13 protein-coding genes and 2 pseudogenes are annotated in these 12,013 nt (G+C 48.3%); 7 read left to right on the top strand and 8 right to left on the bottom strand.

What is annotated here, in order from left to right:
- Window positions 1-198: 198 nt before the first annotated feature.
- The 5 genes from H6G13_RS26890 to H6G13_RS26910 all read right to left on the bottom strand — a co-directional run bounded on the left by H6G13_RS26890 (window position 199) and on the right by H6G13_RS26910 (window position 3,530).
- On the bottom strand, window positions 199-435 hold the full coding sequence (locus H6G13_RS26890; protein WP_190488705.1) for a hypothetical protein: 237 nt from the start codon (window positions 433-435) through the stop codon (window positions 199-201).
- Window positions 436-546: 111 nt separating this feature from the next.
- Complete coding sequence (locus H6G13_RS26895) at window positions 547-1,170, bottom strand: DUF4158 domain-containing protein (RefSeq protein WP_190488707.1); 624 nt, start codon at window positions 1,168-1,170, stop codon at window positions 547-549.
- A gap of 155 nt (window positions 1,171-1,325) precedes the next feature.
- A complete protein-coding gene (locus tag H6G13_RS26900; protein ID WP_190488709.1) occupies window positions 1,326-2,162 on the bottom strand; it encodes an MBL fold metallo-hydrolase in 837 nt (278 codons plus the stop codon).
- Between the two features lie 409 nt (window positions 2,163-2,571).
- Window positions 2,572-3,066, bottom strand: coding sequence for a small multi-drug export protein (locus H6G13_RS26905; RefSeq protein WP_190488711.1), 495 nt, complete (start codon window positions 3,064-3,066; stop codon window positions 2,572-2,574).
- A gap of 50 nt (window positions 3,067-3,116) precedes the next feature.
- Window positions 3,117-3,530 (bottom strand): DUF5367 family protein, encoded by a 414-nt coding sequence (locus H6G13_RS26910; RefSeq protein WP_190488713.1) that lies wholly within the window; start codon window positions 3,528-3,530, stop codon window positions 3,117-3,119.
- A gap of 81 nt (window positions 3,531-3,611) precedes the next feature.
- Between H6G13_RS26910 and H6G13_RS26915 the strand changes: the two genes are divergently transcribed.
- The 3 genes and pseudogenes from H6G13_RS26915 to H6G13_RS26925 all read left to right on the top strand — a co-directional run bounded on the left by H6G13_RS26915 (window position 3,612) and on the right by H6G13_RS26925 (window position 5,330).
- Window positions 3,612-4,175 carry a TetR/AcrR family transcriptional regulator gene (locus tag H6G13_RS26915; protein ID WP_190488715.1) on the top strand — a complete coding sequence of 188 codons (564 nt, stop codon included), beginning with the start codon at window positions 3,612-3,614 and terminating at the stop codon, window positions 4,173-4,175.
- Window positions 4,176-4,331: 156 nt separating this feature from the next.
- Window positions 4,332-4,487: a transposase gene (locus H6G13_RS26920; RefSeq protein WP_190488717.1), complete on the top strand. Its 156-nt coding sequence runs from the start codon at window positions 4,332-4,334 to the stop codon at window positions 4,485-4,487.
- A 132-nt stretch (window positions 4,488-4,619) separates the two neighbouring features.
- Window positions 4,620-5,330: pseudogene (locus H6G13_RS26925) on the top strand (IS6 family transposase).
- Window positions 5,331-5,431: 101 nt separating this feature from the next.
- On the opposite strand, the gene H6G13_RS26930 reads toward H6G13_RS26925, so the two are convergent.
- Window positions 5,432-6,490 carry an NAD-dependent epimerase/dehydratase family protein gene (locus tag H6G13_RS26930; protein ID WP_190488719.1) on the bottom strand — a complete coding sequence of 353 codons (1,059 nt, stop codon included), beginning with the start codon at window positions 6,488-6,490 and terminating at the stop codon, window positions 5,432-5,434.
- 105 nt (window positions 6,491-6,595) lie between these two features.
- The gene (locus tag H6G13_RS26935) at window positions 6,596-7,165 is read right to left on the bottom strand and encodes a TetR/AcrR family transcriptional regulator (RefSeq protein WP_199306923.1); all 570 of its coding nucleotides are present in this window, start codon (window positions 7,163-7,165) and stop codon (window positions 6,596-6,598) included.
- Window positions 7,166-7,374: 209 nt separating this feature from the next.
- Here H6G13_RS26935 and H6G13_RS26940 point away from each other — a divergent pair, with 209 nt between their 5' ends.
- The 4 genes and pseudogenes from H6G13_RS26940 to H6G13_RS26955 all read left to right on the top strand — a co-directional run bounded on the left by H6G13_RS26940 (window position 7,375) and on the right by H6G13_RS26955 (window position 10,326).
- Window positions 7,375-8,364: a Rieske 2Fe-2S domain-containing protein gene (locus tag H6G13_RS26940; RefSeq protein WP_190488732.1), complete on the top strand. Its 990-nt coding sequence runs from the start codon at window positions 7,375-7,377 to the stop codon at window positions 8,362-8,364.
- A 123-nt stretch (window positions 8,365-8,487) separates the two neighbouring features.
- Window positions 8,488-9,570 carry a saccharopine dehydrogenase NADP-binding domain-containing protein gene (locus tag H6G13_RS26945; RefSeq protein WP_190488734.1) on the top strand — a complete coding sequence of 361 codons (1,083 nt, stop codon included), beginning with the start codon at window positions 8,488-8,490 and terminating at the stop codon, window positions 9,568-9,570.
- Between the two features lie 181 nt (window positions 9,571-9,751).
- Window positions 9,752-9,895 (top strand): annotated as a pseudogene (locus H6G13_RS26950) (IS5/IS1182 family transposase); the annotation flags it as partial.
- A complete protein-coding gene (locus H6G13_RS26955; protein ID WP_199306922.1) occupies window positions 9,892-10,326 on the top strand; it encodes a hypothetical protein in 435 nt (144 codons plus the stop codon). The pseudogene H6G13_RS26950 and the gene H6G13_RS26955, both read left to right, overlap by 4 nt.
- 216 nt (window positions 10,327-10,542) lie before the next feature.
- On the opposite strand, the gene H6G13_RS26960 is transcribed toward H6G13_RS26955, so the two are convergent.
- A complete protein-coding gene (locus H6G13_RS26960; RefSeq protein ID WP_190488736.1) occupies window positions 10,543-11,583 on the bottom strand; it encodes an endonuclease NucS domain-containing protein in 1,041 nt (346 codons plus the stop codon).
- Window positions 11,584-12,013 lie beyond the last annotated feature (430 nt).

The following is a 12,013-nucleotide window of genomic DNA, read 5'->3' on the forward strand; positions in this document are numbered from 1 at the left end:
AGAGGGAGTTTGAGGCATACTACATTTCTGCCTCCGCAGCAGCGTGAGTCAGTTCACTCGGTTCTTCTTGTGGTGGTTTGGTGGCGCTGACGATAGGGACATTAAATTGGATTTCCGGAGGTGGCCGTTCCAGATCAAGGTGATAGCGCCCCAAGCGGTTGATATGTTCCGTGAGATAAGGACTCATATTATGGGCATTCAAGCCGACATGATATCAGCCCGCTCTTGGCTTTCCAGGTGATGCTGCAATAGCGCCTCTCGGGCCTGGTAATGGAGGTGTCGCATCCGTTTAATAAACATCTCGGTGACATCATCGAGAGTGTGTCCGTACTGTTGAGTGAGTAACGCCACTGCTAGCGTTTCTTGCTTGGCAAGCGGTAAGGCTTTCATACGAGCGACATCGAGCGTCTGGGCTTCTGCCGCAGACTGTTGCACTTTCACCGCAGGAATGCCCGCCAGCGCGGTTGAGCCCGACAGGAGCGTAGGCTAGCCATTGCAGTCGCTCAGCCCAGTCTTTAAGACGCTTAACAAAGGTTTTCCGGGTTCTTATTTGAGCCGCTCCCAATGCGTGTCTTCGTCACCTTCGCTAAAAAAACTGGCCAGTTGTTGTCGTTGAGCTGATGTCAGCGCCTCACTTACCTGCTGGTAGAGCTGCTCGAGATGAGCTTTGCGAACCGTCCGGGCAGCCCGCTCCAACGTCGAGAAACCCGGTAGCTCAAAGTGTTCCCGCACCAACTCTTCGAGGGCAATATTGACCAGATCCACCAAGTCATATTTTGCCTCCACCGCCATCTTCAGGGCTTCGAGCATCGCCTCGTGAGCCTTTTGGTCAAAGGCTGCAATTTGCAAATAGTCGCGAATGACGCTCAAATGCCGTCTTCGAGTTTCGGAGGCATCATATTGGCTCACTTTCTGTCGAGACGTCGGTAGCTGAACACTTGTAACAATATGACGAGTGATACTGGCAGGAACGTCTACCAATGCCACACCATACCTCAGCCGTTGGAATGCCTTGAGGAGAACGAGGAAGTTCAAGCACGTTACAGGTTTCATGGTGACTCGCTTGGCTAACTCCAGTTCCTCTGTTGTGGGTGTATAGAGGGTAAGCAAGTCCTTCTCAGTTAGATGGTTTTTGAGTCGGGGATAAGCCGTATCTTGAACGCTTGGCATTGTACTTTTCAAAGCTCAGCAGGACGTGAGCAGTCTTATACCAAGGTTTGTGGATAATTCGCGTCTCATGCCACAAAGCTCTACATACTACATCTGTAGTAAGCCGTGAATCCCTTACCTGTTATGGGTTTGGAAGGTGTGATAGTAACATTTCGTCAGGTTCGTTGCCACACCCCAACATTGCTCAGTTGGGCTAACTCAAGGGGATCATGAGAGCAAAAAACGTGAACCTTGGCTGCGGGGTTATTGGCTAGTTCCCTAAGTCGGGCCTGATTTTGAATACGCGCTTTCTTGTCTACATCCAGTAGTCCCTGATATTCAATGATCCCTGGATAGACCGAGTCGTACTGGAGTTCGGAGTGATGCACATAGGCATCGCCTGCGTGGAGCAGCCAACTGTCAGATTGCCGAATGGCGATGCCTGCATGCCCTCTGGAGTGCCCTATCAGCGAAATCAAAAGAATATCAGATGGCAGACCCTCAAGCTGCTTCACTGCCTGAAAGCCGTTCCAGGTTTCGCCTTGAGGTTCGTAAAGTTGCCACTTAGCGACACTACTCCACTGCACAGGTCGGTACCTCCGAACCCCCCAAAATCCTTGACGCTCTTTTGCTGCCCGTAGCTCGTCGGCCATCACATGCACCGTGGCATGCGGAAAATCACTAACTCCGCCTGCATGGTCAAAATCTAGATGTGTCAAGACAATATGGCGCACATCGTTGGGGTTATATCCGGCGGACTTCAGTTGAGCAAGCGCCGTCTCCTGGGACCGGAGTTGGAAGTTGTTCATTAGTAGAAAGGTAGAGCTGAGCCGAGAAACAGGGTGCTGTATGTCCTCGGTGCCAAGTCCAGTGTCAACTAGCACCAGCCCATCCGCTGATTCAATAAGTAGGCAGTGGCATACTAGCTTTGCAGTTAGACCTTTGCTAATGCCGTCAATTAGCCGTCCACCAAGCGGGCAATTGGTACCACAGTTGAGGTGATGAATGTGCATATAAATAACTTGAGTACTGTTTGAGTTTGTGTGGAGAGAAGACTTTGTAGGTCAGATACTTGCTATTAGAGCTTGCCCATCAATTATTTTGTATCGAACGTCTGTTATTTATCAAAGGCATGTTTCACGAAAAACGGCGCAGCTTTTAAATTCGTGGTGGGTATTTCCTGCTTTACGCGTATGCTTCGTCCTGAGTAGTTGCATAAAACTTTTGCGTCATGAACTCGATAGTGAGACTTGATGCGTACTGAAGTGAAGGAATAGTAAAATCATTGTTCTGCAAAGATTACAAATTTTATGGTGCCGCGCAACAAATTTGGAGAACACGCCATTCTCTATAGAAGGGTCGGCTAAAAGCGGCAGCCTCAAACAGCGATTTTGGAGCTAAACCCTAGGGTGATGCTCAGAACTAAGGGGCAGAAAACCAGCTTATGCCGGTGGTTATGGCAATGGCTGTCGCAACGCCGTACAGCGTGATGCTAACTAGTGAAAAGACTAAAAGTTGCCGGGGTGCAATGCCAGTAAGCGGGCCAACGATGGCCACTGTCCAGCTTCCTAAAAGGGGCGTCATGGGGATGAGAAACCAGGCACCATAACGCTTGAAGGGCTCTCTAACCCGCTGCCCACCGCGTTTCTGTAAGCGCGAGAGCCAAGCGCGCAGTTGAGGAACCTGCATGAGGCGATCATAGCCCCACAGCAGGAGTGGAATGGGCACAAAATTGCCAAGTACGCCCCAAAATACCGCTGAAACCGCGTCCAACCCCAAAGCCATGCCTGCCGCAACGGCCGCGTAAACCTCGGCGTAGGGAGAGAACCCTACTGACCATGTCGTCAGCGCTTTAGTGACGTACTCTATTGCCGGCATGGTGATGATTTGAGCTGGGATGGTAAGGGATTGAATCATTAGGACTGATGGAATGGGAGGTTTGCTCCTCGCCGAGACGAGTAATTGGTCTAGTGCAGCTGTTCAGGGGTAAGGAATCGTACCTCCCTAATCGCCCTAAACCAGGCAAAACCCAACAAGATTGAGTACCCAGAAAATAAGAACGCTGCGTAGCGCCCAGCGGTTTCAGGATGCATGTTGCTCATCAACTCAACAAAGTCCGCCAAAATGGGAATTTCCCCTAGCATTCCAGGCAGCGCGATGCAGATTGCGCCCTGCAACCAGTCTTTGGTTTCAATACGTCGCCACCGCATCAACCCGACAAAGACCAGCGTATATAGGCCGCTAGTGCTGGCAACGTTGAGCCAATATTCCATAACCGAGCGCTCAAAGAAAATCGAGCCCACCTGCCGATAGACTATGGTGGCCGTTGCCCAAATGCTAAATCCAACCAGCACGAGACTCAAGCGATCTTTTGTGTTCATGGTGATTACTTGTGAAACGATGTTAACGTAATAGTTATTACGTTAATAATAACTGTAATAGCTATTACGCTAATTGTCAACATGAGTCGACCCACCGAACCTCAAAAGAAAGCTGAGTTGGTAGAAAAGTGCCTGGAGGTGGCCATTGAGGCGGGCGCACTGGACGCTAGCATTAACGCGATCGCTAAACGCATTGGCACCAGCGGGCGCATGTTGGTCTACCACTTTGGCTCGAAGCAAGAGTTAGAGCGCCAGGTGATTGCCCGGCTAGAGGTGCGTCTGCGCGAACAGCTACAGTCGCTGCAAAACACAGCCGTAGCAGATGCCGATACCGTTGCCGAGTCTCTGCTGGCGATGTGGCAGCAATTTACCACCCCAGACATGCAGGGCTGGCTAAAGCTGACAATGGATCTCAACCTGCGGGCTATGCAAGGCGATGCTGAAACTCAGCAGTTTCTAGAGCGCGAAACCCAGCAGTGGATTGAGTCGCTAACGGCGCTGACAGGAGATGAAGCGGTGGCGCGCTCGCTGTTTCACCTATTTCAGGGGGCTACCCTCGACTTTTTGACCACGGGCAATGCGCAGCGAGGTGAGCAGAGCATAAAGGCATTTTTGGCTACGCTAAAATCGGTCCACCCCGAATAGCGCCACTGCTAAGGCGCAACTTCGCTAATTAACTAGATATAGTACGCTTGAGAGGATGTTTGAAAAGTAACAAGTAGCACTCAAGCGATACCCGTACAAGAAAAGATTCCTGGAAATTAGGCTCAGAACAGTAATCTCTGTAGCTCTCAGGAAGTCATGACCACAGCCCATGCCAGTAGTCTGACTTGTGACCAGTGGGATCTCCTGTCAGCCCTATCAGCTGGAGCCAAAGCCACGGGTCGTCCCCGAACCGTTGACCTCTACGATGTTGTCAATGCGATTCTCTATCTCTTGATGAGCGGGTGCGCCTGAGCCTTGTTAACCGAGGACTTTCCGTCATACGCAACGGTCTACTACTTTTGCTAGTGGCGGCACTTTTGGCTGTGTCGCAAAAACTGTTCAGTGGTAAGGTAGCCAAGTTTAGACTCGCCTGATTCCTCTAGCATGTCTACTCCCCCTCTGTTTAAGTGGCGGCACTTTTTGCCTGAAATCATCCTGCTGAATGTGCGATGGTACTGCCGTTACTCCCTCAGCTACCGAGATTTAGAGGAGATGATGCAAGAGCGTGGCGTGGAAGTAGACCATTCAACGATCAACCGTTGGGTCTTGAGGTACGCACCAGAACTGGACAAACACATTCGACCCCACCTCAAGCCAACGAATGATTCATGGCGTGTGGACGAAACCTACCTCAAAATTAAGGGCGCGTGGAAATATCTGGATCGCGCTGTCGATTCGAAAGGGAATACGCTGGACTTTATGCTGAGTGCAAAGCAGGATGGCAAAGCAGCGGCAAGATTTTTTCACAAAGTGATGGGAGCTGAGCACACTTAGGCTCCACGAGTCATTACGGTCGATAAGAATGCGGCTTATCCAGTCGCGGTTGATAAATTGAAGGAGGACAAGACATTAAAAGCCGAAACCCAATTGAGACAGAGCAAGTATTTGAACAACATGATTGAGCAAGACCATCGGAATATCAAACGGATTGTGAGAGCGATGATGGGATTTCAATCATTCCACACCTCAAGAAGAACCTTACGTGGGATTGAGGCAATGAACATGATTCGCAAAGGGCAGGTGAAAGGAATCAATCGAGGGGACAGTGTATCTCAAGCAGAGTTCATTCATGAAATCTTTGGAGTGAGTGCCTAAAGCAATACAAACGAGATCATTTCGCTTGTCACTCTAAAGTCTTTGCGACACAACCTCTTTTTCAGTACTGGCAGCCTATGCCATGAAAGCTTTTCTACTTCTCAAACGCCCTCTAAGTAGTCAATGTGTTCATACCATTTGCGCAGCAACCTTTGTTCTTTGCCCGTGTCAATACCAGCTTGCAATTCTTCATTGAGGCGATTTGTTTCGTGCCAAGCTAGTGTATCTTTGATTGTGTCGCTCGAGGGGCGAAAGCTAAGACCAGCGCCCACAGCTTTATTACAGTTGATGAACATAAAGCCTTTCACCTGCGGGGCAGCTTCTTCCGGCAGCCAAAGGGGCATTTCGCTCCACGGAGAGACTTTCTCTTGCAACAGAAAGTCGTCACTGACCCATGTCAAAGAAGCGTCACTATCGGTGACCGTTTTACATTCCTCAAGCACCGCTCCCATCGTCAGGTTGTCAGGCAGACCGTTGGCGTTATAGACGCCCGTTTCCTGATGCTCAATCATTCTCACAGTCCATTCGGCTAAGTCCCGGACATCAATAAACTGAACAGAGCGGCGAGGCCGACCCAGAGCTAATACTTCACCGCCGCGAGCGACACGCACCACCCAGTAAGTAAAGCGGTCGGTATAATCCTCAGGGCCAACGATCAAACCGGGACGAATGATCAGCACTCGATTGGGCAAGACTTCTTCAGCCGCCTGCTCACACAGAGCTTTTAACCCGCCATACATTTCCCCATAAGTCACCGCAGAGGCTTGCCCTGATGAATCAATTGCGTTCGCCTTGTCCAATTGTTCGCTCGCCAGTCCCGCGACGAAAGAAGTTTCGTCCATCCCGACAACGCTAAAATCTGCATAGACGGAAAGACTGGAAATAAAAGCGTAAGCGTCTACTGAATCAGATAAGACTTCGGCTAACGCCCTGACGGCCCTCGGAAGATATCCGCTAGTATCAACGACTGCATCCCAACGACGACCTTGAAGCTTAGCCAAATCGCTGTTTCGATCTCCGTAGATGGTTTCGATACCTGTTAAAGCCGCAGACGAATGCTTCCCGCGATTGAACAGCGTGACCTCATGGCGGCGTGCGAGGGCTGCCGTGACTAGATAACGACCTACAAATCTTGTTCCGCCAAGAATCAATAGTTTCATCTCTTCACACCGTGTGACAAAACAGTGTTATGTGGCTTTATTTCTGGGCTGGGGCAGCAACCTGAAGCTTATCTGTTGATGTTCAGGGTTCGGTTGAGTCACTAATTAGGAGTGCCTTATACCTGCCAAAATAAATGAGGTCGCCTCTTCTATGTGTTCTTCTATCATCTCTGGACTCAGGCGGTCAACATCTGGTGTTAGATGTTTCCAATTTTCATGAACTGTAAAGTAGAACAGGCAAACACTCAAGATATGAGTTAGAGCCAAAAACGGTTTGAGAGGGCGAAAATATCCTTCCGCCATACCTTGCTCTAGAATCTTGAGTAAATACTCATGCAGGCTCAAAACGTTACACTGTTTGAAGTAAATTCCTTGATTTTGGCTTGCCTCTTGAAACCACAGCATTTGCCGTTGCGGATTTTTAGCCTCGTTTGCGATCGCGATCCGAATGATTTGCTTCAGGGCTTCTTCAGGAGATAAATCATCAAAATTTAACTGCCCAAGCGTGGATTGAACTTCATTGATCGGGCGTTGTAGAACTGCCTTGTATAAGTTTTCCTTATTCTCAAAGTAGTAATGCAGCGATGCCGTCGTAACCTGAGCGAGATCCGCGATCGCACTCAGCCGCGCACCACTTAAGCCATGCCGTGAAAATTCTTGCTCTGCGGCATCCAAAATTCGCTGCTGTGTTATCTGGGCATCGCGAACAGAGGGGACGGACTTCGCACCTCGTTTACTGGGTCGAACCACGGCATTTTATTTATTATTTGCCTTTTCATCGTAGCAAAGAAGCAGCTAGACTGAAGACATTCAATCTCTGGATTGACGTGAAGACAGGGATTTGATAAACTTACTAATTAATTAGTAAGTTATCTTGAGCAATCATGAATCAATTGCAAGGCGCACCGTGGCTTTTGGCACATCGTTCCATGCTGAAGCCCAATCAGCCGATGAAAATCTCACTATTGGGTAATGATTACGTCCTTTGGCAAGATAGTCGTGGCAACATTAATGCTTTGCCAAATGCTTGTCCTCATATGGGTGCAATGCTGTCTGAGGGTTGGTGTGTAACTCAATCTGATGGTAATAGTGCGATCACTTGTCCTTTTCATGCCTTGGAATTTGACAATTTAGGTTGCACAGTTCTACCAGGATCGAATAAACAGACTAAATCTCTCTTGCCGCCCCTAGAATTAGTTATCCAAGGGGATTTTATTTGGTCATATGGCAGCTATGAGCCAAAAATCCCAATTCCTGCAATTATGAATGAGATTGCAACAGAGTATGAGTTCATTGGCGTGACGGGAGAACGCAGCATTCCGACCGACCTTCTGAGTTTGCTACTCAATATGCACGACTACAATCACCAAAACGGCACTCATCGAGAATTATTTGAGATTGAAGAAGTGCAAGTGAAGCAGTTCATTGATGAGGGGTTACATTCTCATGCGTATTTGTCACAACCCCGCAAACAACCTACATTTCGCGATATTCTAAGAAATCCTGCTCAGCTTGCGATGCCAAAGGTGCTAGAGGCACATCTAGAAAACTTTTTTCCGTTCATGGGATTGTTACACGGTGAAGATAAGCTATTGAGCCTCAAGGAATGTCACTTCTATCTTCCAGAAGCCGATTGTCAATCTCGTGTATTTGTATTGATATATATGAAAGCACATTCTCCAATCGCACATCTGCTGAAACGCAATCTGCTTAAGTTAATTGATGTGGTTGTGGATCAAGATGCAAGGATTTTAGAAAGGATTTACGCCAATGCACCACAGCGTATAAAGTTAAACAATGAAGTGGGAATGGATTGGGTGCGACGCAATTTTGACAGCTTTCCAGCCGTAGTCGAACCCAATCTATCTCGGTAGTTGCCAGCCGCATTACAACGCCCATGCACGCCGACCGTCGAGAGTCGGTTGGTATGATGCAAAGGTTATCTGCGGCGGGTGATGGGCATCGTTAGGGCGCAGATTTGTATGTTGAGGTAGACGATGAATAAGAAAATTCTCATCATCGGTGGATATGGTAATGTCGGTCGTATTATTGCAACTGAGTTAGGCAAGCGATTCCCCAGGCAAGTCATCGTTGCCGGGAGGAATTATCAAAAAGCCAAAGAGTTTTCGTTGGAATTGGGACAGCAGGTAATTCCAATGGCACTCGATATTTCTCACATTTCTGCCAATGAGAAATCACTGGATGATGTGGGAATTGTCATGATGTGCTTGGACTTGGAAAGTATTGAATTTGTTCGGCTGTGTATTCAACGAAGGATTCACTATATTGATATTTCTGCAAGCTATTCTATTCTTTCCCAAATTGAGAAGCTCAACAAGGAAGCTGAGGTGGCAAGGGCTACGGTTATTTTAAGTGTGGGTCTGGCTCCCGGTTTGACCAATCTCCTGACCAAACACTGTCAATCAAAGGTGCCGGGCATGACCTATGCTGATATTTACATTCTGCTAGGGATGGGAGACATTCACGGTGACGCTGCCCTTCAGTGGACTTTGGAGAATCTGAGCGGGGAGTTTACTATTCGTGATAATGAGGGAACCAAGCAGGTAAAAAGCTTTGAAGATAGCAAACAAACGGTCTTTCCCGGTAAGTCAGGAAAAAGAACCGCTTATCGGTTCAATTTTTCCGATCAACATGTGCTTCCACAAACCCTGGATCTCAAGAGTGTCTCTACACGGCTCTGCTTTGATTCTGCCTGGATGACCTCTTTGTTGGCTGTCATGAAAAAAACAGGTGTAAGTCGTCTGCTGACCCTGAACGGTGTTGAAGGATTATTGGTCAGCCTACTTAAGCGGCTACATTTTGGTTCCGCCGAATTTGTCGTAAAGGTAGACGGGGGCAACTTACTCGGAAAAGGAGCCTTATATGAATGTTCATTGTGGGGAGAAGTTGAAGGACGAGTAACCGGACTAGTGGCTGCCAAGGTTGCTGAAAAACTGGTTCTATCTTCATATCCGGCTGGGGTATTCCACATTGAGCAATTATTCACTCTCCATGAATTCTTGGAAAACCTAGGTCAGCATGGTCTGAAGTTTGAAGAGAAGGAATGTGTCACGGCATAGTGGGCAACTTTCAAGCAACTAACGCCCTCTTAGCTGCAGGCAGGTAGGGCGCGATCAGGCTCCACTGGGCTGGGGTCAGGTTGCTGGGATAGTATTTGGATAGTGCTTTCATGCGACTGTCTTTGGTTTTCAGTACTGACAGCCTATGCCATGAAAGCTTTTCTACTTCTCAAACGCCCTCTTTGCTTGGCTGAGCAATTGCCGTCGGCTCAGTAGAGACTATGTGGCTTTACCTGAGACTTCCGAAGTCTTTATCTACCTGGCAATGATTCGGCTCATGCTCAAGCGCTTGGCGCAGTTGGATACTTCTCAAACGCACCTATGAAGGAGCTAATTAAGATGACTTTGAGACAGATCGCAGCGCTTTTATATGCAATTATCTCTTCAGGTGCTGTTGCGTTTCAGATCGCGTTGGCTGCCGGTGTGCCGTGGGGCGCGTTCACCCTAGGTGGGGCTTTCCCAGGTCAGTTTCCCCCTCCACTGCGTATCGCAGCCCTCATCCAAGTAGCGCTCCTTGTTGGAATGGCCGCGGTCGTGCTAGCTCGGGCGGACCTCATTTTGCCCAGATGGTCGCGAGTATCACGCTGGCTTGTATGGTTCGTCGTAGCCTTTGCAGCATTGAGTCTTGTCCTCAATCTGATCACGCCCAGCGCAGGTGAGCGAGTTATTTGGGCACCCACTGCCTTTCTTCTGCTGATAAGCAGCGGCATTGTAGCCATCACAAAACCTTCGGAACTTCCTGCCAATAATGTATAGAATCAAATTACTGCTCTTTCCCTGCCAAGGAATTGACGAGAAAGTACGCTAGAGGGCATCAGAAGTATTACAAAAATAGATCAAGGCCTAAAGGCAGGGGTCAACCGCTGGCCCTGCTAGATGGACAGCACAAATCAGGTCGGGGCTGTGGGCGTAGAGGCGGCAGCGATCGCAAGCCTGTTTTGGTGAAGCGTTCCCTTGAGCAAAAAGCCATTGCTAGTTCTTAGGCATCAACCTTTTTTGCCACTCATTTAAGGCAAACTCAATAAAGTCCTCGGTCGAGCACAAGCTGACAGAGCGACCCAAAAGCTGTTCGCAAATTCTGGTATAACGCTCTACTGTGTAGACATACCTGAAACTAGGGGATTGACGGCCCTTGCCAAGAAAGAATCCTACACAAAGCCCCGCTTCCCACTGTTCTTGAAGGAGAGGTACGATTGCCCAAGCATCGCCCCTAACAAGCTCCTCTTTGAACCGATGGCCTGGTGCACCAAATTCCTTTTTAGGATAAGGCAGCATTAGATGCAGTACAGGCACGTCAAAGGGGCGTTGGCTTAAAATCTCGACGCATGACTTAGTTTGGTAGATAGCTTTCTCACCTTTTCTCAATCCGTATTGAGTTCGCGCTGTCAAACCAACTTCAATCATCCGCTCATCATAGTCGAGAACTTTCTGTCGCAGTTTCAGCAAGTACTCCTGCTGCCCCTGTGGTAGTTTGTCTAGCAGTGTCCGGAAGGACTTGGGTGGGCGGCTAATAACTCTTTCGGGTTTTGGTAAATTCTCTTGAGTTGCTACAAGGTAACTGTGAAAAGTAGGCGGAATCTCTGTTTGCCCTATTAGCTTACCACTTGAGGATTTGAGTTCGAAGGTGAATTTGCCGTCTACTTCTACAACTTCAAAAGTCCAAAACTCAAAGTCCAAGCGGCTATGCTGCTGGTCTACGTAATTGTGAGAGTGGAAACTGGGGGCAATTGCAACTAGACGGATAGGCAGACCATAATCCACCCGCTCTGAAAAAGGCTTCTCCTCAAATAAGCTGGCATAGTAGCGAGTCAGTTGAGACACCACATATCGATCTTCAACATTCTTCAGCTCTAGAACAACTAACTGTTGTTCCCAATCAGTCGCTAGGATGTCACAGTACTGACCCTGCGTAGCATATTGACGTGCTAAAGGCTCCAGATTTAGCAAAGGCTCTAGAGCCTTCCAGAAAAACTCTTCTAGACCAAACTCACTCTCAAAATGCCAATATGCCACAACTTTCAGGGGAATGAATTTTATTCTTTAAACAAAGGGTGGAGAGGGGTCTCCTTAAAGTTTAGGCCTAGTAATATCCCTTGACGTATTTTAGAGATGACAAAGTAAAGGATGACACTGCTACTGCTACTTCCACTCCTGTGTCATCCATCTAACTTCAACAAAACCGCTTTTAATCATTGTCTCTAGTTCCAAGCCTACTGGCTCAGAGGGAGGTAAATTTTTCCAGTCTGTTTGGCAAGTGATTTTAATCCGACATTCCGCAGGTTGACAAAAGGAATAATTAGGGGGTCTGAGATAAGCTCAGAGCAAGCGTTTACAGCGAATTTCACGTGAATAAGCCACAGTGAGCGAACCAAGCAATGGCATTGCTTTCTGAAATCTCCTCGGTGACAATTTGCCTCAGTGCTTGTTGCAGTGCTTGAGGTGT

It is taken from the genome of Pseudanabaena sp. FACHB-2040 (assembly GCF_014696715.1).
Lineage (GTDB): Bacteria > Cyanobacteriota > Cyanobacteriia > Phormidesmidales > Phormidesmidaceae > JACVSF01.

What these genes read in the sequence shown, in the direction of transcription:
- H6G13_RS26940 (WP_190488732.1), top strand. Translation starts at nt 7,375, where the DNA reads ATGAATCAATTGCAAGGCGCACCGTGGCTTTTGGCACATCGTTCCATG.
- H6G13_RS26900 (WP_190488709.1), bottom strand. Translation starts at nt 2,162, where the DNA reads ATGCACATTCATCACCTCAACTGTGGTACCAATTGCCCGCTTGGTGGA.
- H6G13_RS26910 (WP_190488713.1), bottom strand. Translation starts at nt 3,530, where the DNA reads ATGAACACAAAAGATCGCTTGAGTCTCGTGCTGGTTGGATTTAGCATT.
- H6G13_RS26945 (WP_190488734.1), top strand. Translation starts at nt 8,488, where the DNA reads ATGAATAAGAAAATTCTCATCATCGGTGGATATGGTAATGTCGGTCGT.
- H6G13_RS26905 (WP_190488711.1), bottom strand. Translation starts at nt 3,066, where the DNA reads ATGATTCAATCCCTTACCATCCCAGCTCAAATCATCACCATGCCGGCA.
- H6G13_RS26930 (WP_190488719.1), bottom strand. Translation starts at nt 6,490, where the DNA reads ATGAAACTATTGATTCTTGGCGGAACAAGATTTGTAGGTCGTTATCTA.
- H6G13_RS26895 (WP_190488707.1), bottom strand. Translation starts at nt 1,170, where the DNA reads ATGCCAAGCGTTCAAGATACGGCTTATCCCCGACTCAAAAACCATCTA.
- H6G13_RS26920 (WP_190488717.1), top strand. Translation starts at nt 4,332, where the DNA reads ATGACCACAGCCCATGCCAGTAGTCTGACTTGTGACCAGTGGGATCTC.
- H6G13_RS26955 (WP_199306922.1), top strand. Translation starts at nt 9,892, where the DNA reads ATGAAGGAGCTAATTAAGATGACTTTGAGACAGATCGCAGCGCTTTTA.
- H6G13_RS26915 (WP_190488715.1), top strand. Translation starts at nt 3,612, where the DNA reads ATGAGTCGACCCACCGAACCTCAAAAGAAAGCTGAGTTGGTAGAAAAG.